Here is a 24,161-nt window from a genome sequence, read left to right as displayed (position 1 = left end):
GGTTGACTGGCTGTGGTTTTATACAGTCATTACTGGCCGTAATAGGCTTTTGCGCCATGCTTACGCAGATAGTGCTTATCCAGCAACGTTTGTTGCATATCCGGTAACTGCGGCGCTAACTGGCGGCAGAAAATCCCCATATAAGCGACTTCTTCCAGCACGATGGCGTTGTGCACCGCATCTTCGGCATTTTTACCCCACGCAAATGGACCGTGAGAATGCACCAGCACGCCTGGCATTTGCGCCGCGTCGATCCCCTGTTTTTTGAAAGTTTCAACGATGACGTTACCGGTTTCCCACTCATATTCACCGTTGATTTCCGCATCGGTCATTTTACGCGTACAGGGAATGGTGCCGTAGAAATAGTCGGCGTGGGTGGTGCCGGTTGCCGGAATCGACTGACCTGCCTGCGCCCAGATAGTGGCATGGCGGGAGTGCGTATGCACAATGCCACCAATGGACGGGAATGCCTGATAGAGCAACCGGTGAGTTGGCGTGTCGGAGGAGGGCTTTTTCGTCCCTTCAACCACTTCACCGGTTTCGATGCTGACCACGACAATATCGTCGGCGGTCATGGTGCTGTAATCGACGCCGGAAGGTTTGATCACAAAGACGCCGCGCTCGCGATCAACGGCGCTGACGTTGCCCCAGGTCAGCGTGACCAGGTTGTGTTTTGGCAGCGCCAGGTTGGCTTCTAATACCTGGCGTTTGAGATCTTCTAACATGTTGACTCCTTCGTGCCGGATGCGCTTTGCTTATCCGGCCTACAAAATCGCAGCGTGTAGGCCTGATAAGACGCGTCAGCGTCGCATCAGGCGTTACATACCTGATGCGGCTACTTAGCGACGAAATCCGTAATACACTTCGTTCCAGCGCAGCGCGTCTTTAAACGCTGGCAGGCGGGTGTCGTTATCAATCACCGTGATTTCAATGTCGTGCATCTCGGCGAACTGGCGCATATCGTTGAGGTTCAGCGCATGGCTGAAGACGGTATGGTGCGCGCCACCAGCGAGGATCCACGCTTCGGAAGCAGTTGGCAGATCCGGTTGCGCTTTCCACAGCGCATTCGCCACCGGCAGTTTCGGCAGGGTGTGCGGGGTTTTCACCGTGTCGATGCAGTTAACCAGCAGACGGTAACGATCGCCGAGATCAATCAGGCTGGCGACAATGGCCGGACCGGTTTGAGTGTTGAAGATCAGGCGGGCAGGATCGTCCTTACCACCAATACCGAGATGCTGAACGTCGAGGATCGGTTTCTCTTCTACGGCAATCGACGGGCAGACTTCCAGCATATGGGAGCCGAGCACCAGGTCATTACCTTTCTCGAAGTGATAGGTGTAATCCTCCATAAAGGAGGTGCCGCCCTGCAGACCGGTTGACATCACCTTCATGATGCGAAGCAGGGCGGCTGTTTTCCAGTCGCCTTCGCCCGCAAAGCCGTAGCCCTGCTGCATCAGACGCTGTACGGCCAGACCAGGAAGCTGTTTCAGGCCGTGCAAATCTTCAAAGGTGGTGGTGAACGCGTGGAAGCCACCTTGTTCCAGGAAACGCTTCATCCCCAGCTCAATACGCGCCGCTTCCAGCACGTTCTGCCGTTTTTCGCCGTGGATTTGTGTGGCAGGCGTCATGATGTAGCTGCTTTCATACTCATCGACCAGCGCGTTAACATCGCCATCGCTGATGGAGTTCACCACCTGCACCAGATCGCCAACCGCCCAGGTATTGACGGAGAAACCGAACTTGATCTGCGCGGCAACTTTATCGCCGTCAGTGACCGCCACTTCACGCATGTTGTCGCCAAAACGGCAGACTTTCAGATGACGGGTATCCTGTTTAGATACCGCCTGGCGCATCCAGGAGCCGATACGCTCATGCGCTTGTTTATCCTGCCAGTGACCGGTAACGACGGCATGTTGCTGACGCATACGCGCGCCGATGAAGCCGAACTCGCGGCCGCCGTGCGCGGTCTGGTTCAGGTTCATAAAGTCCATGTCGATGCTGTCCCACGGCAGCGCCGCGTTGAACTGGGTGTGGAATTGCAGCAACGGTTTGTTGAGCATGGTCAGGCCGTTGATCCACATTTTTGCCGGGGAGAAAGTGTGCAACCACACCACCAGACCGGCGCAACGATCGTCGTAATTGGCGTCGCGGCAAATAGCAGTGATTTCATCCGGCGTGGTGCCCAGCGGTTTCAGCACCAGTTTGCAGGGCACTTTCGCTTCTGTATTTAGCGCCTTAACGACGTGCTCGGCATGTTGGGTGACCTGACGCAGGGTTTCCGGGCCATACAGATGCTGGCTACCAATGACAAACCACACTTCATAATTATCAAAAATCGTCATTTTCGTGTCCTTATAGAGTCGGAACGGCCTGGGCAGCCTGTGCCGGGGCGGAAGTTGGAAGATAGTGTTGTTCGGCGCTCATCGCCCATTGCTGATAGCGGCGATAAAGCTGTTCAAAGCGTTGTGCCTGTTCGCTGCGCGGTTGCAGGGTTTTCTCTACCGCACTGGCCATTTTTTGCTGTGCTGATGGGATGTCTGCGTGCACTTTTGCGGCGACGGCAGCGAAAATTGCCGCACCGAGCGCACAGCACTGGTCAGAGGCAACAATTTGCAGCGGGCGATTCAGCACGTCGCAGCAGGCCTGCATAATGACCTGGTTTTTCCGCGCGATGCCGCCCAGCGCCATCACGTTATTGACGGCGATTCCCTGATCGGTGAAGCACTCCATGATTGCGCGTGCGCCAAAGGCGGTGGCGGCAATCAAACCGCCGAACAGCAGCGGAGCGTCGGTAGCGAGGTTCAGATCGGTAATCACCCCTTTCAGGCGTTGGTTAGCGTTCGGTGTGCGGCGGCCGTTAAACCAGTCGAGCACCACCGGCAGGTGATCCAGAGACGGATTTTTGGCCCATGCTTCGGTCAGCGCCGGAAGCAGTTGTTTCTGGCTGGCGTTGATTTGCTCTTTCAGTTCCGGATGCTGGGCGGCAAGCTGTTCCAGCGGCCAGCCGAGTACGCGACCAAACCAGGCGTAGATATCACCAAATGCCGACTGGCCTGCTTCCAGACCGATAAATCCAGGCACCACGCTGCCATCAACCTGACCGCAAATGCCTTTCACCGCACGCTCGCCAACGCTCTGTTTGTCGGCAATCAGAATGTCGCAGGTGGAAGTGCCGATAACTTTTACCAGCGCGTTAGGCTGTGCGCCCGCGCCGACCGCGCCCATATGGCAGTCAAACGCGCCGCCGGAAATCACTACGCTTTCAGGCAAACCGAGACGCTGCGCCCATTCCGGGCATAAGGTGCCCACCGGAATATCGGCAGTCCAGGTGTCAGTGAACAATGGGGAAGGTAAATGACGGTTGAGGATCGGATCCAGCTCATCAAAGAAACTGGCTGGTGGCAGGCCGCCCCAGCTTTCATGCCACAGTGATTTATGCCCGGCGCTGCAACGTCCGCGACGGATATCCTGCGGGCGCGTGGTGCCGGAAAGTAGGGCAGGGACCCAGTCGCACAGCTCAATCCACGATGCGGCAGATTGCGCAACGGCGCTGTCCTGACGGGTAACGTGGAGAATTTTCGCCCAGAACCATTCGCTGGAATAAATACCGCCAATATAGCGAGAATAGTCAACTTTGCCCGGTGCATGACACAGGCGAGTGATCTCTTCTGCTTCTTCAACCGCTGTGTGGTCTTTCCACAATACGAACATCGCGTTCGGATTTTCGGCAAACTCCGGGCGCAGCGCCAGCACGTTGCCGTCGGCGTCGATTGGCGCAGGGGTGGAGCCGGTGCTGTCCACGCCAATACCGACCACTTCAGCCCGTTGTTCGGCGCTAAGCTCTGCCAGTACGGTTTTCAGCGCCGCTTCCATTGACTCAATGTAGTCACGCGGATGATGACGGAACTGGTTATTCGGGCCGTCACAATATTGCCCTTTTTGCCAGCGGGGATACCACTCTACGCTGGTGGCGATCTCTTCACCGGTGGCGCATTCCACCGCCAAAGCTCGCACAGAATCACTGCCAAAATCGAGGCCAATTGCAATCGCCATCGTTTCACTCCATCCAAAAAAACGGGTATGGAGAAACAGTAGAGAGTTGCGATAAAAACAGTCAGGCAGTATTCGCTAATCTTATGGATAAAAATGCTATTGCATAGCAAAGTGTGACGCCGTGCAAATAATCAATGTGGACTTTTCTGCCGCGATTATAGACACTTTTGTTACGCGTTTTTGTCATGGCTTTCGTCCCTCCTTGTTACAAAATGCTTTTCACAAGCGGGGTTGTCGGTTGGATTAGTGAAGATAGCCCACCAGAGACGCAATGCTGATGATGTTTAATGCAATATGGACAATTGGTTTCTTCTCTGATTGGCGGGAGTATGAAAAGTATGGCTGAAGCGCAAAATGATCCCCTGCTGCCGGGTTACTCGTTTAACGCCCATCTGGTGGCGGGTTTAACGCCGATTGAGGCCAACGGTTATCTCGATTTTTTTATCGACCGACCGCTGGGAATGAAAGGTTATATTCTCAACCTCACCATTCGTGGACAGGGGGTGGTGAAAAATCAGGGACGAGAATTTGTCTGCCGGCCGGGCGATATTTTGCTGTTCCCGCCGGGAGAAATTCATCACTACGGCCGTCATCCGGAGGCTCGTGAATGGTATCACCAGTGGGTTTACTTTCGTCCGCGCGCCTACTGGCACGAATGGCTTAACTGGCCGTCGATATTTGCCAATACCGGTTTCTTTCGCCCGGATGAAGCGCACCAGCCGCATTTCAGCGACTTGTTCGGGCAAATCATTAATGCCGGGCAAGGGGAAGGGCGCTATTCGGAGTTGCTGGCGATAAATCTTCTTGAGCAATTGTTACTGCGGCGCATGGAAGCAATAAATGAGTCGCTCCATCCGCCGATGGATAATCGGGTACGCGAGGCTTGTCAGTACATTAGCGATCACCTGGCGGACAGCAATTTTGATATCGCCAGCGTCGCGCAGCATGTTTGCCTGTCGCCGTCGCGTCTGTCGCATTTGTTCCGCCAGCAGTTAGGGATTAGCGTCTTAAGCTGGCGCGAGGATCAACGCATTAGTCAGGCGAAGCTGCTTTTGAGCACCACCCGGATGCCTATCGCCACTGTCGGGCGCAATGTTGGCTTTGATGATCAGCTCTATTTCTCGCGGGTATTTAAAAAATGTACAGGGGCGAGTCCGAGTGAGTTCCGTGCCGGTTGTGAAGAAAAAGTGAATGATGTAGCTGTCAGGTTGTCATAACTGGTAACGAATCAGACAATTGATGGCTTGACGGAGTGGCAATGGGTTTGCAGAATCCCTGCTTCGTCCCTTTGACAGGCACATTATGCAAGCATTGCTGGAACACTTTATTACCCAATCCACCGTGTACTCATTGATGGCGGTGTTATTGGTGGCTTTTCTGGAGTCGCTGGCGCTGGTCGGGTTGATTCTACCCGGTACGGTGCTGATGGCGGGGCTGGGGGTGCTGATTGGCAGTGGCGAGTTAAGTTTCTGGCACGCCTGGCTGGCAGGGATTATTGGCTGCCTGATGGGCGACTGGATCTCCTTCTGGCTGGGCTGGCGTTTTAAAAAGCCGTTGCATCGCTGGTCATTTCTGAAGAAAAACAAAGCACTACTCGACAAAACCGAACATGCGCTGCATCAGCACAGCATGTTCACCATTCTGGTCGGTCGTTTTGTCGGCCCGACGCGTCCGCTGGTGCCAATGGTGGCGGGGATGCTGGATCTGCCGGTGGCGAAATTTATCACGCCAAATATTATCGGCTGTTTGTTGTGGCCGCCGTTTTACTTCCTGCCGGGGATTCTGGCGGGCGCGGCGATTGATATTCCTGCCGGGATGCAGAGCGGTGAGTTTAAGTGGCTGTTGCTGGCGACGGCGGTGTTTTTGTGGGTTGGCGGCTGGCTGTGTTGGCGGTTATGGCGCAGCGGTAAAGCAACTGACCGTTTAAGTCATTATTTGTCGCGTGGTCATTTGTTGTGGCTGACACCGTTGATATCTGCCATTGGCGTGGTGGCGCTGGTGGTGTTAATTCGCCATCCGTTGATGCCGGTGTATATCGATATTTTGCGGAAAGTGGTTGGGGTTTAGGGGATAGTTCGCACCGGCACTGGTTTGTTCCCCTCACCCTAACCCTCTCCCCAGACGGGCGAGGGGACTGTCCGTGCGCTTTTAACCTGTAATTCCCAACAGCGCCGAAGCACTCGCCTTACCGCTCAACAACTCATCAGTCTTACCCTGCCAGGCGATGCGCCCGTCGGCGACCACCACCGAGCGCGTGGCGATCCGCGCCGCATCTTCCACACTGTGCGATACCATCAACAGCGTCATTTTTTGTTGCTGGCAGCTCGTGCTCACCAGCGTCAACATCTCCTGACGTAACGCCGGATCGAGCGCGGAGAACGGTTCATCAAGCAATAAAATCGGCTGTTCGCGTACCAGACAACGCGCTAACGCCACGCGCTGCCGTTGACCGCCGGAAAGCTCACCTGGTAACCGTGCCATTAAATTATCAATCCCCATTTGACGGGCGATAGCGTGCATTTTCTCCTGCTGTACCGCGTTCAGCTTCAATCCCGGATTCAACCCCAGCCCGATGTTCTGCGCGACCGTCAGGTGACTGAACAGGTTGTTCTCCTGAAACAGCATCGACACCGGACGGCGTGACGGCGGCGTCGTGGCGTGATCAACGCCGTTGATAGTCAGCGAACCACTGGCTGGCGTCAGAAAGCCGGCGATCAAATTCAGCAGGGTACTTTTACCCGCGCCGCTTGGCCCGAGGATCGCCACCTGCTCGCCGCGTTCCACCGTTAGGCTAAAACGCATCGGTAAATGGTGGTAAAGCCAGGTGATATCAGTCAGTTTTAACATTTCGCCCCGGTAGTTTTTCAATCACGGTAAACAGCATAAAACAGAGCAGCAGCAGAATTAACGCGGTGACCGCGCCGTCCTGGCTGCGGTATGAGCCAATTTGCTGGTAGAGATAAAACGGCAGGGTGCGGAAATCATCGTTACCGAACAACGCCACCACGCCAAAATCACCAATCGACAGTACGCAGGCAAAGGCCAGCGCCTGCGCCAGCGGACGTTTCAGGGCGCGCAGTTCCACCACTTTTAAGTGCGACCAGCCTTCAATGCCCAGCGACTGACACAACATGCTGTAGCGGGCGGTAATATCGCGCATCGGGTTTTCCAGCACCTTCAGCGCGTAAGGGATGGCCATTAACGCATTGGTGAAAATCACAATGCCGTCAGCAGATTGCGGCAGGCCAGTAGTGTTGTTGAGCAGCAAAAAGAAACCCGTTGCCAGCACAATACCCGGCATGGCGAGGATTAGCATTCCGCTCATCTCCAGCGCCTGACCCGCCAGTATTTTTTGCCGCGCCTGCAGTTCGCGACTGCTCCATAACAGCATCATGGTCAGCACTACACACAATACACCTGCCGCCAGCGCAATACGCAACGAGGTCCACAGCGCCTGCCACAGCATCGGTTGTGCCAGCACTTCCGGCAACTGGCGATTTACCCCATCGACGATCACCGCCAGTAACGGTGGCAGCAACAGCAGCAGCGCCAGCACAATTAACACAGTGTCGCAAATGCGGCTATGCAGACGATCGTCCGGGTCGCGCCAGCCTTGCAGCAGCGTGGTGCCGGGCGCAATGGCCTTACTTAGTCGTTGACTCAGCAGCACCAGCCCAAGGCAACACACCATCTGGATCAGCGCCAGCATCGCCGCGCGGGCAGGATCGTAGTCGTAACTCAGCGCCTGATAAATAGCCAGCTCGATAGTGGTCGCCTGCGGACCGCCGCCCAGCGATAGCACGGTGGCGAAGCTGGCGAAACAGAGCATAAAGATAAGCGCGGCAACCGGCGGGATTTGTCGCCGTAACCACGGCCATTCGACGAAACGAAAGAAATGCCAGCCGCGCATCCCAAGCTGTGCGGCAAGTTGACGTTGTTCGCCGGGAATGTTTTCCAGTGCCTGAAGTAATAAACGGCTAGCCATCGGCAGATTAAAAAACACATGGGCCAGCAAAATGCCTTGCAGGCCGTAGGGCGAAAAGGTCCACTCCAGACCGAGCGATTGGCTGAGTGCTGCCAGCCAGCCCTGGCGACCATAGACGCTAAGAATACCAAAAACGGCGACCAGCACCGGAAGGATCAAGGTCATTGCGCACAGACGCAGCAGCGCCAGTCGCCCAGGAAAGCGCCTGCGATAGAGGGCGCGGGCAAGGAATATCGCGGGCACGACAGAAAGCAGCGCCGAGAGAAACGCCTGCCAGAAGGAGAAGCGCACTACATGCCACAGGTAGCTGTCCTGCCAGACTGCCACCCAGTCACCCTGCGGTGCGTTCCACCACAGGGCGAGAAACGCCGCCAGTGCAACCGCCACCACAAGCGTAGCGGCGCTTACGCCTGGAATTAACCAGCCGGGAATTAACGGCTGACGGCGCGTTGCCATTCGCTAATCCATGCCTGACGTTGTGCCGCCACTTCGGCTGGCGTGAACTCCAGCGTGTTTGCCGGTTTGGTCAATTGTTCAAATCCGGCAGGCAGCGTGACGTTTGCCACCGGATACATCCAGTTGCCGGTTGGGATCGCATTCTGGAAAGCCGGAGAAACCATAAACTGGAGGAATTTTCGCGCCAGCTCCGGCTGCTTGCTGGCAGCGGTGCGGGCGGCAACTTCCACTTGCAGATAGTGACCTTCGCTAAAGTTCGCGGCGGCGTAGTTATCTTTCTTCTCTTCGAGAATGTGATAAGCCGGAGAGGTGGTGTAACTCAGTACCAGATCGCTTTCGCCTTTTAAAAACAGGCCATAGGCTTCGCTCCAGCCTTTGGTGACCGTGACGGTTTTCTTCGCCAGCTTCTGCCAGGCCTGCGGGGCGTCATTGCCGTAGACTTTTTGCATCCACAACAGCAGACCCAGCCCCGGTGTACTGGTGCGCGGATCTTCATAAATCACCCGCCAGTTTTGATCGCTTTCAACCAGCTCTTTCAGGCTTTGCGGCGGATTTTTCAGTTTGTTCTTGTCATAAACGAAGGCGAAGTAGCCGTAATCAAATGGTACGAAAGTGTCATTATTCCAGCCGCCGGGAACATTAACAGCATCCGCTGCCACACCGCTTTTGGCAAACAACCCGGTTTTGCTGGCGGCGTCTAACAGGTTGTTATCCAGCCCCAGCACCACATCGGCTTTACTGTTTTTGCCTTCCATCCGCAGACGGTTGAGTAGTGAGACGCCATCTTCCAGCGCCACCAGTTTCAGTTCGCAATTACAGTCGGCTTCAAAGGCTTTTTTGACCACCGGACCAGGCCCCCAGTCGGCGGCAAAGGAGTCGTAGGTATAAACAGTCAGAACGGGTTTAGCGAAAACGGGCGCTGCGCACAGCAACAGCAGGGGAAGACATTTTTTTAACACTTTGCACCTCAAAAAAGAGTGGCAAAGGACTTGAGAAGGAGCCTCAAATCCCTTCGCCGGCGTTATCCGGATCAGGTTCGACGGGTATTTTCTCAGCGCACGCGTCTGCGTGGCACCCCGTTGAGAACGGCGTTAGTGTAGTGATTTTGTTATCAACCAGCAATCATGGATCCGGTGGCGCAAACCACGCTGATTTAAAATCGAACCAGCCGAGGGTATTCATGCGCAGGCCGCGCATACTGCGTTGCCCCTGAATAATCAGCCAGTGATGGATCAGCGGCACCATTGCTTTGCTGGCGACCAGTTGCTGGCACCAGTTCGCCAGATTCATCTCGCCATTGCGCCAGCGGGCGGCGTCGGTTTGCCAGTCGATCGGAATACAGTGTTGTAGCAGCGGCACCTCGCACAAGTGCGCGAACAGCGAAAAATCCAGCGGTAGCGTAAAGTTGGCGCTGTTAAGCCAGATGTCGCTTTCGATCTCACCTTCGTGCCACTGATCGTAGCTGATCTCTTTGATTTCCAGCGTGACATGATGACTTGCCAGAATTTGCTGCATGATCCTGGCAATTACCCGATGTTCAATATGATCCTGGTAAAAGGTCAGGGTGAGATGTTCCAGCCCGGCGGGTTTTTCGCAATGCGTGGGGCGGGCATGGTGCCAACGGGGGAGCATTCCATAAGCCGGGAACCACAGTTGCTGGTACTGTTCCTCGGCGAAATAAACCAGATTGGTCGGCGAAAGCACATAGCTTACCCAGTCTCTGACTTGCTGATTCGCCCCGCGATGGGTGCGGCTGTCGAACAGTAAATAATAGCAACCTTCCTCCAGGCGGCTTTCAATCTCTTTTTCCTCGCCCTGCGGCCCTTTCAGCATCAGCCCTCCGGCTGGCTCGTCGGCAATTTCCGGCAAGACCCAGACGTTAACCTCGTCGATTAGCGCCCGATAACCGAAGAAGTCATCGAATGCCTGAATTTTCAGTTGATTGGCGCTGTTACGCATTACCGCATACGGACCGGTGCCGATCGGATGGCTGGCAAAGTTGCTGAGGTTTTCCCATTCGCGCGGCAGGATCATCGCCGGAACTTGCCCCAGCAGTAACGGCAACCAGCGATCTGGCTGTGTGAGATGGATATCCAGCGTCCAGAGCGTCGGCGATACAATTTCAGCAATATGCGAATAGAGCGGCAGCGTATTGATCCGTTTCAACGAGGCGATCACGTCGTCCATTTCCAGTTCACGCCCATGATGAAAATGAACTCCCGGACGTAAAAAGAAACGCCAGTGAAGCGGGGAAATTTGTTGCCAGTGGTGGGCGATGTCCGCTTCCAGTTCCCCATTTTCCTCATTTATGCGGGTTAATGCGCTGAAGATTTGCCGGGCGATATGCGTTTCGGAACGGCGTAATGCGCTGCCAGGCAGCAGGTTACGCAACGGACGATAGTAGAGGACGCGCAGGATGTGCCGCCCCTGACGGAAGCTACGCCCCAGATGAGAAACCAGCATTTGCCGCACAGCGGTTTTATCACCAACGAGTTGCACCAGTTGGTCGATACGATCCTGTTCCAGTAAGTCCTCTGCCCGCTGTTGTTGTAGCGCCAGCCCGGTATAGAGAAACGTTAAACGCGAGCGTTTGCCGCGCCCGACTTCCGCTTCCCACGTCAGCCAGCCGCGATCCTGCATGGTGTTGAGCAGGGTGCGCATATGACGGCGGGAGCAGCTCAATAACTCCGCCAATTCGTTCAGCGTTGTCTCCTGCGATTTACCCTCGCAGCATTGCCACAGGCGGATGAACTGTTGTTGCAGACGAGCAGATGGCATAAAAGGGGAACTCCTGCGCAAAAGTCAGCAATTTTATTTTCCCTATATTAAGTCAATAATTCTTAACGATGAAGCAATGAGGTATCCCATGCGTCAGTTTTATCGGCACTATTTTATCGTGACAGAGAAGATGTGCTGGCTTCGCGGGTTAAGCGTTCTACAACGTTTAGTCATGCCTGAAGAACGGATACCGTGGGAGGGGAGTTACTTTGACTACTGATTTGCAGACATCATGTGTGACTGAGTATTGGTGTTAATCGCCACGCCAGCAGTGAATACCTGCTGGCTTTTTTCTTTTTGGCGATTGAGTGCTGGACGGAGTACAAACTAACGCATAAACGCCGGTTGCTTCTCTTCATAAGACGCGATGGCGTCGCCGTGCTGCAGTGTCAGACCGATGCTGTCCAGACCATTCATCATGCAGTGGCGGCGGAAGGCATCAATAGCAAAGCGATAAGTTTTATCACCCGCTTTCACTTCTTGAGCTTCCAGATCCACATCGAAATGAATCCCCGGATTGGCTTGCACCAGCGCAAATAGCTCGTCCACTTCCGCATCGCTTAATTTCACCGGCAGCAACTGGTTATTAAAGCTGTTGCCGTAAAATATATCGGCGAAACTCGGCGCAATCACCACTTTAAAACCGTAGTCAGTCAACGCCCACGGCGCGTGCTCACGCGAGGAACCGCAGCCGAAGTTTTCCCGCGCCAGTAAAATGGAAGCCCCTTGATATTGCGGGAAGTTCAGCACGAAATCTGGATTTGGCTGTTGGCCTTTTTCATCGAGAAAACGCCAGTCGTTAAACAGATGCGCGCCAAAACCAGTGCGCGTCACTTTCTGCAAAAACTGTTTCGGGATAATTGCATCTGTGTCGACATTGGCGGCATCCAGCGGAACCACCAGGCCTGTGTGTTTGATAAATTTCTCTGCCATGGTGTGCTCCTTATTTAATGTTGCGGATATCGGCAAAATGACCAGTAACAGCAGCAGCGGCTGCCATTGCCGGGCTGACCAGATGCGTACGCCCGCCGCGCCCCTGGCGGCCTTCAAAGTTACGGTTGCTGGTGGAGGCACAACGCTCGCCCGGGTTCAGACGGTCATTGTTCATCGCCAGACACATTGAGCAGCCAGGCAAGCGCCATTCAAAACCGGCTTCAATAAAGATTTTGTCCAGACCTTCTGCTTCTGCCTGGGCTTTTACTGGACCAGAACCGGGAACCACCAGCGCCTGTACGCCAGGCGCGACTTTCCGGCCTTTGGCGATTTCCGCTGCCGCGCGTAAATCTTCAATGCGCGAGTTGGTACAAGAACCGATAAACACTTTGTCGATAGCGACTTCAGTCAGCGGAATACCCGGTTTCAGTCCCATATAGGCCAGTGCTTTTTCTGCCGACGCGCGTTCAACCGGATCGGCAAATGAAGCGGGATCAGGGATATTCTCGTTAACGGAGATCACCTGTCCTGGGTTAGTTCCCCAGGTCACCTGCGGGGCGATCTCTTCTGCATGTAAAGTAACAACGGTATCGAAAGTTGCACCTTCGTCGGTTTGCAGGGTTTTCCAGTAGGCAACGGCGTCGTCGAAATCTTTGCCTTTCGGCGCATGAAGACGGCCTTTGACATAGTTAAAGGTGGTTTCGTCTGGTGCAACCAGACCGGCTTTCGCGCCCATTTCGATTGCCATATTGCACAGAGTCATGCGGCCTTCCATGCTTAAATCACGGATTGCTTCGCCGCAAAACTCCACCACATGCCCGGTGCCGCCTGCGCTGCCAGTTTTACCGATGATCGCCAGCACGATATCTTTCGCGGTAATGCCAGGCGCAGCTTTGCCCTGGACTTCAATTTTCATGGTCTTTGCGCGTCCCTGTTTCAGGGTTTGCGTTGCCAGCACGTGTTCAACTTCGGAAGTGCCGATACCAAAGGCCAGTGCGCCAAACGCGCCGTGAGTGGCGGTATGTGAGTCACCGCAAACAATGGTCATTCCTGGTAACGTCACGCCCTGTTCTGGTCCCATCACGTGGACGATCCCTTGATACGGGTGATTCAGGTCATACAGCTCGACGCCAAATTCTTTGCAGTTTTTGATCAGCTCCTGCATCTGGATGCGCGCCATTTCTCCGCAGGCATTAATGTTTTTGGTCTGGGTAGAGACGTTGTGATCCATGGTGGCGAAGGTTTTACCCGGCTGACGCACCGGGCGACCGTGGGCGCGCAGGCCATCAAACGCCTGCGGTGAGGTCACTTCATGCACCAGGTGGCGGTCGATATATAACAGCGGGGTTTCGTTTTCGGCTTCGTAGACTACGTGAGCGTCGAATAATTTTTCGTATAACGTCTTAGCCATGATTACACCCCTTCAGCCACATAGCGGGCAATGATATCGCCCATTTCATCGGTACTAACGGCGGCAGCGCCACGGGCTAAATCTCCGGTGCGAATGCCTTCTTCTAATGCGCGGTTAATTGCGCGTTCAATAGCGGAAGCCGCATCATCGGCATCCAGGCTGTAGCGCAGCAGCAGCGCCAGTGACAGAATTTGCGCAATCGGGTTGGCGATATTTTTGCCTGCGATATCTGGTGCCGAGCCGCCCGCCGGTTCATACAGTCCAAAACCTTGCTCGTTCAGGCTGGCGGAAGGCAACATGCCCATCGAACCGGTGATCATTGCGCATTCATCAGAAAGAATGTCGCCAAACAGGTTGGAGCACAGCAGAACGTCAAACTGCGATGGATCTTTAATCAGCTGCATGGTGGCGTTGTCGATGTACATATGCGCCAGTTCGACATCCGGATATTCAATGGCGATCTCGTTAACGATCTCCCGCCATAAAATAGAAGATTGCAGCACGTTGGCTTTGTCGATTGAGGTGACTTTGTGGCGACGCTTGCGGGCAGATTCAAACGCGATGCGAGCGATACGTTCGATCTCAAAACGGTGATACACCTCGGTATCAAACGCTTTTTCATATTGTCCGTTGCCTTCGCGGCCTTTGGGCTGACCGAAATAGATGCCGCCAGTCAGTTCGCGCACACACAGGATGTCGAAGCCGTTGGCGGCAATGTCAGCACGCAGCGGGCAGAACGCTTCCAGCCCCTGATACAGTTTTGCCGGACGCAGGTTGCTGAATAATTTGAAGTGCTTACGCAAAGGCAACAGCGCGCCGCGTTCTGGCTGCTGGTCTGGCGGTAAATGTTCCCACTTCGGGCCACCAACTGAGCCAAACAGCACAGCATCGGCTTGCTCACAACCTTCAACCGTCGCAGGTGGCAGCGGCTGCCCGTGGTTATCAATGGCTGCGCCGCCTACATCGTAATGGCTGGTGGTGATGCGCATCGCAAAGCGGTTACGCACGGCGTCCAGCACTTTCAGCGCCTGGGTCATCACTTCCGGCCCGATCCCATCTCCGGGCAATACGGCAATATGGTAATTCTTCGACATCACACGGTTTCCTTGTTGTTTTCGTTGTGTTGAGCTTTGCGTTGCAACTCTTTTTCGACTTCTGCGGCGCGCCAGATATTGTTCAGCACGTGTACCATCGCTTTGGCGGAGGACTCGACAATATCGGTAGCCAGGCCGACGCCGTGGAAGCGGCGACCGTTGTAGTTGGCAACAATATCCACCTGACCCAGCGCATCTTTACCGTGGCCTTTGGCGGTCAGGCTGTATTTCACCAGTTCGACGTTATAGTCAGTGATGCGGTTAATTGCCTGGTAGACGGCATCGACCGGACCGTTACCATTGGCGGCTTCCGCTTTTACTTCCTCGCCACAGACCAGTTTGACGGCAGCGGTGGCGATATCGTTAGAACCAGACTGCACGCTGAAGTAATCCAGACGGAAATGCTCCGGTTCTTCTTGCTGTTTACCGATGAAGGCCAGCGCCTCCAGGTCGTAATCAAACACCTGACCTTTCTTATCTGCCAGCTTCAGAAACGCGTCGTACAGGTTGTCTAAATTATATTCACTTTCTTTATATCCCATCTCATCCATGCGGTGTTTCACCGCCGCACGACCGGAACGAGAGGTCAAATTCAACTGGATTTGGTTCAGACCAATAGATTCTGGTGTCATGATTTCGTAATTTTCGCGATTTTTCAGCACGCCATCCTGGTGAATGCCGGAGGAGTGCGCGAACGCACCGCTGCCGACAATGGCTTTGTTTGCCGGAATCGGCATATTACAAATCTGGCTAACTAACTGGCTGGTGCGCCATATTTCCTGGTGATTAATGGCGGTGTGGACGTTGAGGATATCCTTACGTACCTTGATCGCCATGATCACTTCTTCCAGCGAACAGTTACCGGCACGCTCGCCGATCCCGTTCATCGCGCCTTCTACCTGCCGCGCGCCGGCATGTACCGCCGCCAGTGAGTTGCCGACCGCCAGACCCAAATCATCGTGGGTATGTACGGAAATAATGGCTTTATCGATGTTGGGTACACGTTCATACAGGCCGCTGATGATTCCGGCGAACTCAAACGGCATGGTGTAGCCCACGGTATCCGGAATGTTGATGGTGGTGGCACCGGCGTTAATCGCCGCTTCGACCACTCGCGCCAGGTCGGCAATCGGTGTGCGTCCGGCATCTTCGCAAGAAAATTCAACATCATCGGTGTAATTGCGTGCGCGTTTCACCATATAGATGGCGCGTTCGATCACCTCATCCAGCGTGCTGCGCAGCTTGGTGGCGATGTGCATTGGGGAGGTGGCAATAAAGGTATGAATACGGAAGGCTTCGGCGACTTTCAGAGATTCGGCCGCTACGTCGATATCTTTTTCCACGCAGCGGGCTAACGCACATACGCGGCTGTTTTTAACCTGGCGGGCGATGGTTTGCACTGATTCAAAATCGCCCGGCGAAGAGACGGGAAAACCGACTTCCATCACGTCGACCCCCATACGCTCAAGACCCAGCGCAATTTGCAGTTTTTCTTTCACACTCAAGCTTGCCTGTAACGCCTGTTCACCGTCGCGCAATGTGGTATCGAAAATAATGACTTGCTGGCTCATGGTTTGGGTCCTTGTCTCTTTTAGAGCGCCTCGCTTCGGGCATAAAAAAACCCGCGCAATGGCGCGGGTTTTTTGTTTGACTGCGTGCTGGCTTAATGCTGAATGCCGCTCACTCGTCTACCGCGCAAAGAAGATGCGTTTAGTAGTAGTAGACCGATAAAGCGAACGATGTGAGTCATTAAATCAGCTCCAGATGAATGCGATATGCTTTTAGAGTTACTGGATACAAAAACGGATGTCAACCCTGACGCAACAAAAACGTCCCGCCAGCATGAGTTCTGCATGAGTTGAATTAGCTAATTGTGCTGCGCGGGTTTAAACAGTCGATATTAATTTCTGCTTAACCACCCATTCCTTTCATTGGTGGACATACTTCAGAATAATTTATGGCATTTAATCAATGAGGTAAGAAGGAGGGAAATTTATTCTTTACCCTATCTATCCTGATGATTTGTATTGAATTATATTTTGAGTGAATGTTTTGATATTGATTTTATGAATATTATTGATCGATTAATGTTAAGAATTAATGCATCAAATATATAAATTAATTATTAAATGCGCACGATTAATCCATTTTTTGGATGATTGAGTATTCGCGGAAGTTATGATTAGATTGTTTTCGCAACAAAAACATTATGGATTATTATGCTGTGGTGAATGACTCTTCGCACGGCAATGGATTCTGTTTTTATCAGAACCCGTATCTTTATGTTTTCCTAATTTTACGCATTTTTCTTTTTCTTATTTTATATGCATGGTAAATCATATTTTTCAGGATTATTTCTCTGCATTCCAATAAGGGAAAGGGAGTTAAGTGTGACAGTGGAGTTAACTATGTCAGAGGTAAAAACAGATCATCCAGAAATTGCGGAGTTAAGCAAGCCACAGCTACGCATGGTCGATCTAAACTTATTAACCGTTTTCGATGCCGTGATGCAGGAGCAGAACATTACCCGTGCCGCGCATGTTCTGGGTATGTCGCAACCAGCGGTCAGTAACGCTGTTGCACGCCTGAAGGTGATGTTTAATGACGAACTGTTTGTTCGTTATGGGCGTGGTATCCAACCGACTGCCCGCGCTTTTCAACTTTTTGGCTCTGTGCGTCAGGCGCTGCAATTAGTGCAAAACGAATTACCAGGTTCAGGTTTTGAGCCGGCCAGCAGCGAACGTGTATTCCATCTTTGCGTTTGCAGCCCGCTAGATAGCATTCTGACCTCGCAGATTTATAATCACATTGAGCAAATCGCGCCAAATATTCATGTGATATTCAAGTCTTCATTAAACCAGAACACCGAACATCAGCTACGTTATCAGGAAACGGAGTTCGTTATTAGTTATGAAGACTTCCATCGTCCTGAATTTACCAGCGTGCCATTATTTAAAGATGAAATGGTACTGGTAGCCAGCAAGAACCATCCGACTATTAAAGGGCCATTACTGAAACATGACGTTTATAACGAACAACATGCGGCGGTTTCGCTTGATCGTTTCGCGTCATTTAGTCAACCGTGGTATGACACGGTAGATAAGCAAGCCAGTATCGCGTATCAGGGCATGGCAATGATGAGCGTTCTTAGCGTGGTGTCGCAAACTCATCTGGTTGCTATTGCGCCGCGTTGGCTGGCTGAAGAGTTCGCTGAATCCTTAGAGTTACAGGTATTACCGCTGCCGTTAAAACAAAATAGCAGAACCTGTTATCTCTCCTGGCATGAAGCTGCCGGGCGCGATAAAGGCCATCAATGGATGGAAGAGCAATTAGTCTCAATTTGTAAACGTTAAACAAAGGCAGAATAAATCAGGCGCGTAATTCTGGTTTATTCTGCATTTTTTATTAAATCTAGAATTTTATTCTGAATGTATGTTTGCCCTGATTTTAGAAATAATAAAAAAATAGAGAAATTGCTGTAACTGGTCGGATTTAACCGATTTATTATCAATTCTGTCCGCCATTCTGGATTATTTTATCGTTTATTTTCTCCTTTCCTCCTGTTTATTCTTATTTCTTCACGCTTGTGACTCTGCTTGTCAATTGCTTAAGCAAGATCGGACGGTTAATGTGTTTTACACATTTTTTCCGCCAAACAGTGAGGCAAGCCATGGAGATGTTGTCTGGAGCCGAGATGGTCGTCCGATCGCTTATCGATCAGGGCGTTAAGCAAGTATTCGGTTATCCCGGAGGCGCGGTCCTTGATATTTACGATGCATTGCATACCGTGGGCGGTATTGATCACGTATTAGTTCGTCATGAGCAGGCAGCGGTGCATATGGCCGATGGCCTGGCGCGCGCGACCGGAGAAGTGGGCGTTGTGCTAGTGACGTCGGGGCCAGGGGCTACTAACGCAATTACCGGTATCGCCACCGCGTATATGGACTCTATTCCGCTGGTTATCCTTTCCGGGCAGGTCGCAACCTCGCTGATAGGTTACGATGCCTTTCAGGAGTGTGACATGGTGGGAATTTCCCGACCGGTGGTTAAACACAGTTTTCTGGTTAAGCAAACGGAAGACATTCCGCAGGTGCTGAAAAAGGCTTTCTGGCTGGCAGCAAGTGGTCGCCCTGGGCCGGTAGTAGTTGATTTACCGAAAGATATTCTTAATCCGGCGAACAAATTACCTTACGTCTGGCCGGAATCGGTCAGTATGCGCTCGTATAACCCGACAACGTTGGGTCATAAAGGGCAGATTAAACGCGCACTACAAACGCTGGCTGCGGCGAAAAAACCGGTCGTTTACGTGGGCGGTGGCGCGGTGACAGCGGGTTGCCATCAACAACTCAAACAGATTATTGAGCAACTTAATCTTCCTGTCGTCTCATCATTAATGGGATTAGGCGCGTTTCCGGCAACGCATCGTCAGGCGCTGGGAATGTTGGGAATGCACGGCACTTACGAAGCCAATATGACAATGCATAATGCCGATGTCATTTTTGCGGTTGGTGTACGCTTTGACGATCGCACTACTAACAATCTGGCAAAGTACTGCCCGAATGCGACGGTGTTACATATTGATATTGATCCAACCTCTATCTCAAAAACCGTGACCGCCGACATCCCGATCGTTGGCGATGCGCGGCTGGTGTTGGATCAAATGCTGGAGTTGCTGGCACAAGAAACGTCTTCGCAACCACTGGATGAGATCCGCGACTGGTGGCAGAAAATTGAACAATGGCGCGCTCGCCAGTGCCTGAAATACGACACTCAGAGCGAAAAGATTAAACCGCAGGCGGTGATAGAGACGCTCTGGCGACTGACGAAGGGGGACGCTTACGTTACGTCCGACGTCGGGCAGCACCAGATGTTCGCCGCACTTTATTATCCTTTCGACAAACCGCGTCGCTGGATCAACTCCGGTGGCCTCGGCACCATGGGGTTTGGTTTACCTGCGGCGCTGGGCGTCAAAATGGCGCTGCCGGAAGAAACAGTGGTCTGTGTTACTGGCGACGGCAGTATTCAGATGAACATTCAGGAACTGTCTACTGCCTTGCAATACGAGCTTCCGGTGCTGGTGGTGAATCTTAATAACCGCTATCTGGGGATGGTGAAACAGTGGCAGGACATGATCTATTCCGGCCGTCATTCACAATCTTATATGCAATCTCTGCCAGATTTCGTCCGCCTGGCAGAAGCCTATGGTCATGTTGGTATCCAGATTTCGCGCCCGGATGAGCTGGAAAGTAAACTTGGCGAGGCGCTGGAACAGGTACGAAATAATCGCCTGGTATTTGTTGATGTCACCGTCGATGGCAGTGAGCACGTTTATCCGATGCAGATTCGCGGGGGCGGAATGGATGAAATGTGGTTAAGCAAAACGGAGAGAACCTGATTATGCGCCGGATATTATCAGTATTACTCGAAAATGAATCAGGCGCGTTATCCCGCGTGATCGGCCTTTTTGCCCAGCGTGGCTATAACATTGAAAGCCTGACCGTTGCGCCTACCGACGATCCGACATTATCGCGCATGACTATCCAGACCGTGGGCGATGAAAAAGTGCTTGAGCAGATCGAAAAACAATTACACAAGCTGGTCGATGTGTTGCGCGTGAGCGAGCTGGGGCAGGGCGCGCACGTTGAGCGGGAGATTATGCTGGTGAAAATTCAGGCCAGCGGCTATGGACGTGACGAAGTGAAACGCAATACGGAAATATTTCGTGGGCAAATCATTGATGTCACGCCTTCGCTTTATACCGTTCAACTGGCAGGCACCAGCGATAAACTCGACGCATTTTTAGCATCGATTCGCGATGTGGCGAAAATTGTTGAAGTTGCCCGCTCTGGCGTCGTCGGTCTTTCGCGCGGCGATAAAATAATGCGTTGAGAATGATCTCAATGCGCAATTTGCAGCCCAATAAGCCACGTTGGGCTTTTTTTGCGAATTTAGTAGGAACCTGGAATAAAAGCAGTTGCCGCAGTTAATTTTCTGCGCTTAGATGTTAATGAATTTAATCCATACCAGTACAATGGTTATGGTTTTTACATTTTACGCAAGGGGCAATTGTGAAACTGGATGAAATCGCTCGGCTGGCGGGAGTGTCGCGGACCACTGCAAGCTATGTTATTAACGGCAAAGCGAAGCAATACCGTGTGAGCGACAAAACCGTTGAGAAAGTCATGGCAGTGGTACGTGAGCACAATTACCACCCGAATGCCGTGGCGGCTGGGCTTCGTGCTGGACGCACACGTTCTATTGGTCTTGTTATCCCCGATCTTGAGAACACAAGTTATACCCGCATTGCTAACTATCTTGAACGCCAGGCGCGTCAACGCGGTTATCAGCTACTCATTGCTTGTTCCGAAGATCAGCCAGACAACGAAATGCGTTGTATTGAGCATCTTTTACAACGTCAGGTCGATGCCATCATTGTTTCGACTTCGCTGCCGCTAGAGCATCCTTTCTATCAACGCTGGGCTAATGACCCGTTCCCGATTGTCGCGCTGGATCGCGCCCTCGATCGTGAACATTTCACCAGCGTGGTTGGTGCCGACCAGGATGATGCTGAAATGTTGGCGGAAGAGTTACGTAAGTTTCCGGCCGAAACGGTACTTTATCTTGGCGCGCTGCCGGAGCTTTCTGTCAGCTTCCTGCGTGAGCAGGGTTTCCGTACTGCCTGGAAAGATGATCCGCGCGAAGTGCATTTCCTGTATGCCAATAGCTATGAGCGGGAAGCTGCTGCCCAGTTATTCGAAAAATGGCTGGAAACGCATCCGATGCCGCAGGCGCTGTTCACTACCTCTTTTGCATTGTTGCAGGGAGTGATGGATGTCACGCTGCGTCGCGATGGTAAACTGCCTTCCGATCTGGCGATTGCCACCTTTGGCGATAACGAATTGCTCGACTTCTTACAATGTCCTGTGCTGGCAGTGGCTCAGCGTCATCGGGATGTCGCTGAGCGCGTGTTGGAGATTGTCCTGGCGAGTCTGGATGAGCCGCGTAAGCCAAAACCAGGCTTAACGCGCATCAAACGAAATCTCTATCGTCGCGGCGTCCTCAGCCGTAGCTAAACGTTAAACAAAAAATGATGCGCCGGTTGATTGCGGCTGGCGCATTGAGTACGTAATTGGACATCAATATCCTTTATGTAAATAAGACTATTCCTGACTATTATCCATAAGACCTTCTAAATATCTCACCAATTAACTTCATCCGATGTGCTTAATGATAATTAAGTCGTAACGATGGATTGCGATTGCATTATTTTGTTACATGCAAATCGGCAATTGCCGATTAAACAAACACTTTTCTAATCTTTTACGCAAAGTCGCTGGCGTCAGGCATGGCGCGTGCGCAACAGGGACTGTTATCCGGGGGCGATATGTCCTAAAATGCCGCTCGCGTCGCAAACTGACACTTTATATTTTCATTAAGGAAAAAGAAGTCGTTTTTAAAACGGTAATGATGAGTGGGATTTTTTCTTACAACTATTCATAACGTTAATTTGCTTCGTTCGTTGGGCGATTTTTAAACAATGCAGATATTAGTCGTAAACATCGGGTTTTTTGCTTCGGTAAGGAATGTTCCTGGCTTGACAAGCTTTTCCTCCGCTCCGTAAACTCCTTTTAGTGGGAATTTGTGGGATAAAGTGGTAATTGGGGGAAGACTGGCATGTTCCGGGGAGCAACGTTAGTCAATCTCGACAGTAAAGGGCGCTTATCGGTGCCCACCCGTTATCGGGAAGAGCTGCTCGGGAACGCTGCCGGTCAAATGGTGTGTACCATTGACATTCATCACCCATGTCTGCTGCTTTACCCCCTTCCTGAATGGGAAATTATCGAGCAAAAATTATCGCGTCTGTCGAGCATGAACCCGGTTGAGCGCCGTGTGCAGCGCCTTCTGTTAGGTCATGCCAGCGAATGTCAGATGGATGGCGCAGGTCGATTGTTAATCGCGCCAGTACTGCGGCAACATGCCGGGCTGACAAAAGAAGTGATGTTGGTTGGACAGTTCAATAAGTTTGAGCTGTGGGATGAAACAACCTGGCATCAACAAGTCAGGGAAGATATCGACGCAGAACAGTTGGCTACCGAAAACTTATCGGAGCGGCTGCAGGACTTGTCTCTATAAAATGATGGAAAACTATAAACATACTACGGTGCTGCTGGATGAAGCCGTAAATGGCCTCAATATCCGTCCTGACGGTATCTACATTGATGGAACTTTTGGTCGCGGTGGTCACTCACGTCTGATCCTCTCGCAGCTTGGCGAAGAGGGACGTTTGCTGGCGATCGATCGCGACCCGCAGGCTATTGCCGTTGCGAAGACTATTGATGATCCGCGCTTCTCCATCATACATGGACCTTTCTCCGCGCTGGGCGAATACGTCGCCGAGCGTGATCTTATCGGCAAGATTGATGGCATTCTCCTCGATCTTGGCGTCTCTTCACCACAACTCGATGATGCTGAACGCGGTTTTTCCTTTATGCGCGATGGCCCGCTGGACATGCGTATGGATCCGACGCGCGGTCAATCCGCTGCTGAATGGCTACAAACTGCCGAAGAAGCCGATATCGCCTGGGTATTAAAAACGTATGGCGAGGAGCGTTTCGCTAAACGCATTGCGCGCGCCATTGTCGAGCGTAACCGCGAACAGCCGATGACCCGCACCAAAGAACTGGCGGAAGTCGTTGCTGCCGCAACGCCGGTGAAGGACAAATTCAAACATCCCGCGACCCGTACCTTCCAGGCGGTGCGCATCTGGGTAAACAGTGAACTGGAGGAGATAGAGCAGGCGCTAAAAAGCTCGCTCAACGTGCTGGCGCCAGGTGGGCGGCTGTCGATCATCAGTTTTCATTCGCTGGAAGACCGTATTGTGAAACGCTTTATGCGTGAAAACAGTCGTGGTCCGCAAGTTCCGGCAGGATTACCGATGACTGAAGAGCAGCTCAAAAAACTGGGTGGCCGTCAGTTGCGAGCACTAGGCAAGTTGATGCCGGGCGAAGAAGAGGTGGCAGAGAACCCTCGTGCCCGTAGTTCAGTTCTGCGTATTGCAGAGAGGACGAACGCATGATCAGCAGAGTGACAGAAGCTCTAAGCAAAGTTAAAGGATCGATGGGAAGCCACGAGCGCCATGCTTTGCCTGGCGTCATCGGTGACGATCTTTTGCGATTTGGGAAGCTGCCACTCTGCCTGTTCATTTGCATTATTTTGACGGCGGTGACTGTGGTGACCACAGCACACCATACCCGTTTGCTGACCGCTCAGCGCGAACAACTGGTGCTGGAGCGAGACGCTTTAGACATTGAATGGCGCAACCTGATTCTTGAAGAGAATGCGCTCGGCGACCATAGCCGGGTGGAAAGGATCGCCACGGAGAAGCTGCAAATGCAGCATGTCGATCCATCACAAGAAAATATCGTAGTGCAAAAATAAGGATAAACGCGAC

At 52.5% G+C, this 24,161-nt stretch carries 22 protein-coding genes and 1 riboswitch; of the genes, 10 read left to right on the top strand and 12 right to left on the bottom strand.

Annotated elements, in window-relative coordinates; translation table 11 throughout:
• Window positions 1-29 precede the first annotated feature (29 nt).
• The 3 genes from araD to araB all read right to left on the bottom strand — a co-directional run bounded on the left by araD (window position 30) and on the right by araB (window position 4,053).
• On the bottom strand, window positions 30-725 hold the full coding sequence (gene araD, locus HEM79_RS03495) for an L-ribulose-5-phosphate 4-epimerase (RefSeq protein ID WP_176241797.1): 696 nt from the start codon (window positions 723-725) through the stop codon (window positions 30-32).
• Between the two features lie 114 nt (window positions 726-839).
• Entirely contained in the window at window positions 840-2,342 is a 1,503-nt protein-coding gene (gene araA, locus HEM79_RS03490) for an L-arabinose isomerase (protein ID WP_176241796.1), read from the bottom strand.
• A 10-nt stretch (window positions 2,343-2,352) separates the two neighbouring features.
• Window positions 2,353-4,053 carry a ribulokinase gene (gene araB, locus HEM79_RS03485; protein ID WP_176241795.1) on the bottom strand — a complete coding sequence of 567 codons (1,701 nt, stop codon included), beginning with the start codon at window positions 4,051-4,053 and terminating at the stop codon, window positions 2,353-2,355.
• A 338-nt stretch (window positions 4,054-4,391) separates the two neighbouring features.
• On the opposite strand from araB, the gene araC reads away from it, so the two are divergent.
• Both araC and HEM79_RS03475 read left to right on the top strand, forming a co-directional pair.
• Window positions 4,392-5,270 (top strand): arabinose operon transcriptional regulator AraC, encoded by an 879-nt coding sequence (gene araC, locus HEM79_RS03480; RefSeq protein WP_016159393.1) that lies wholly within the window; start codon window positions 4,392-4,394, stop codon window positions 5,268-5,270.
• An 85-nt stretch (window positions 5,271-5,355) separates the two neighbouring features.
• Window positions 5,356-6,120 (top strand): DedA family protein, encoded by a 765-nt coding sequence (locus HEM79_RS03475; RefSeq protein WP_176241794.1) that lies wholly within the window; start codon window positions 5,356-5,358, stop codon window positions 6,118-6,120.
• Window positions 6,121-6,201: 81 nt separating this feature from the next.
• Here the strand turns inward: HEM79_RS03475 and thiQ are convergent, their stop codons facing one another.
• The 9 genes from thiQ to leuL all read right to left on the bottom strand — a co-directional run bounded on the left by thiQ (window position 6,202) and on the right by leuL (window position 16,460).
• The gene (gene thiQ, locus HEM79_RS03470) at window positions 6,202-6,900 is read right to left on the bottom strand and encodes a thiamine ABC transporter ATP-binding protein ThiQ (RefSeq protein WP_176241793.1); all 699 of its coding nucleotides are present in this window, start codon (window positions 6,898-6,900) and stop codon (window positions 6,202-6,204) included.
• Window positions 6,884-8,494 carry a thiamine/thiamine pyrophosphate ABC transporter permease ThiP gene (gene thiP / locus HEM79_RS03465; protein WP_176241792.1) on the bottom strand — a complete coding sequence of 537 codons (1,611 nt, stop codon included), beginning with the start codon at window positions 8,492-8,494 and terminating at the stop codon, window positions 6,884-6,886. Before thiP ends, thiQ begins: the two co-directional genes overlap by 17 nt.
• Window positions 8,470-9,453, bottom strand: coding sequence for a thiamine ABC transporter substrate binding subunit (gene thiB, locus HEM79_RS03460; RefSeq protein ID WP_176241791.1), 984 nt, complete (start codon window positions 9,451-9,453; stop codon window positions 8,470-8,472). Before thiB ends, thiP begins: the two co-directional genes overlap by 25 nt.
• 30 nt (window positions 9,454-9,483) lie before the next feature.
• A riboswitch (TPP riboswitch) is annotated at window positions 9,484-9,583 on the bottom strand.
• A 33-nt stretch (window positions 9,584-9,616) separates the two neighbouring features.
• Window positions 9,617-11,272: a DNA-binding transcriptional regulator SgrR gene (sgrR, locus tag HEM79_RS03455; RefSeq protein WP_176241790.1), complete on the bottom strand. Its 1,656-nt coding sequence runs from the start codon at window positions 11,270-11,272 to the stop codon at window positions 9,617-9,619.
• Between the two features lie 327 nt (window positions 11,273-11,599).
• Window positions 11,600-12,205 carry a 3-isopropylmalate dehydratase small subunit gene (gene leuD, locus HEM79_RS03450; protein WP_176241789.1) on the bottom strand — a complete coding sequence of 202 codons (606 nt, stop codon included), beginning with the start codon at window positions 12,203-12,205 and terminating at the stop codon, window positions 11,600-11,602.
• A 10-nt stretch (window positions 12,206-12,215) separates the two neighbouring features.
• The gene (gene leuC / locus HEM79_RS03445; RefSeq protein WP_176241788.1) at window positions 12,216-13,616 is read right to left on the bottom strand and encodes a 3-isopropylmalate dehydratase large subunit; all 1,401 of its coding nucleotides are present in this window, start codon (window positions 13,614-13,616) and stop codon (window positions 12,216-12,218) included.
• 2 nt (window positions 13,617-13,618) lie between these two features.
• A complete protein-coding gene (gene leuB / locus HEM79_RS03440) occupies window positions 13,619-14,710 on the bottom strand; it encodes a 3-isopropylmalate dehydrogenase (RefSeq protein WP_021550189.1) in 1,092 nt (363 codons plus the stop codon).
• Window positions 14,710-16,281 (bottom strand): 2-isopropylmalate synthase, encoded by a 1,572-nt coding sequence (gene leuA, locus HEM79_RS03435; protein WP_000082870.1) that lies wholly within the window; start codon window positions 16,279-16,281, stop codon window positions 14,710-14,712. Before leuA ends, leuB begins: the two co-directional genes overlap by 1 nt.
• Window positions 16,282-16,373: 92 nt before the next feature.
• The gene (gene leuL / locus HEM79_RS03430; RefSeq protein WP_001300467.1) at window positions 16,374-16,460 is read right to left on the bottom strand and encodes a leu operon leader peptide; all 87 of its coding nucleotides are present in this window, start codon (window positions 16,458-16,460) and stop codon (window positions 16,374-16,376) included.
• 658 nt (window positions 16,461-17,118) lie between these two features.
• On the opposite strand from leuL, the gene leuO reads away from it, so the two are divergent.
• The 8 genes from leuO to ftsL all read left to right on the top strand — a co-directional run bounded on the left by leuO (window position 17,119) and on the right by ftsL (window position 24,148).
• Window positions 17,119-18,063, top strand: a complete 945-nt coding sequence (gene leuO / locus HEM79_RS03425) for a transcriptional regulator LeuO (RefSeq protein ID WP_010345415.1) — start codon at window positions 17,119-17,121, stop codon at window positions 18,061-18,063.
• A 317-nt stretch (window positions 18,064-18,380) separates the two neighbouring features.
• Window positions 18,381-20,105, top strand: coding sequence for an acetolactate synthase 3 large subunit (gene ilvI / locus HEM79_RS03420; protein WP_176241787.1), 1,725 nt, complete (start codon window positions 18,381-18,383; stop codon window positions 20,103-20,105).
• 2 nt (window positions 20,106-20,107) lie between these two features.
• Window positions 20,108-20,599: an acetolactate synthase small subunit gene (ilvN, locus tag HEM79_RS03415; protein WP_010355142.1), complete on the top strand. Its 492-nt coding sequence runs from the start codon at window positions 20,108-20,110 to the stop codon at window positions 20,597-20,599.
• Between the two features lie 11 nt (window positions 20,600-20,610).
• Entirely contained in the window at window positions 20,611-20,697 is an 87-nt protein-coding gene (locus HEM79_RS03410; RefSeq protein WP_032147791.1) for a hypothetical protein, read from the top strand.
• 81 nt (window positions 20,698-20,778) lie between these two features.
• Entirely contained in the window at window positions 20,779-21,783 is a 1,005-nt protein-coding gene (gene cra, locus HEM79_RS03405; RefSeq protein ID WP_176241786.1) for a catabolite repressor/activator, read from the top strand.
• 601 nt (window positions 21,784-22,384) lie between these two features.
• Window positions 22,385-22,843 (top strand): division/cell wall cluster transcriptional repressor MraZ, encoded by a 459-nt coding sequence (mraZ, locus tag HEM79_RS03400; RefSeq protein WP_000488288.1) that lies wholly within the window; start codon window positions 22,385-22,387, stop codon window positions 22,841-22,843.
• 1 nt (window position 22,844) lies between these two features.
• The gene (rsmH, locus tag HEM79_RS03395) at window positions 22,845-23,786 is read left to right on the top strand and encodes a 16S rRNA (cytosine(1402)-N(4))-methyltransferase RsmH (RefSeq protein ID WP_000970479.1); all 942 of its coding nucleotides are present in this window, start codon (window positions 22,845-22,847) and stop codon (window positions 23,784-23,786) included.
• On the top strand, window positions 23,783-24,148 hold the full coding sequence (gene ftsL / locus HEM79_RS03390; RefSeq protein WP_000625658.1) for a cell division protein FtsL: 366 nt from the start codon (window positions 23,783-23,785) through the stop codon (window positions 24,146-24,148). The genes rsmH and ftsL overlap by 4 nt, the downstream gene beginning before the upstream one ends.
• The last annotated feature ends 13 nt before the right edge of the window (window positions 24,149-24,161 follow it).

The organism is Escherichia sp. 93.0816 (assembly GCF_013368855.2).
Lineage (GTDB): Bacteria > Pseudomonadota > Gammaproteobacteria > Enterobacterales > Enterobacteriaceae > Escherichia > Escherichia ruysiae.
This window is presented reverse-complemented; position numbering and strand designations above follow the sequence as displayed.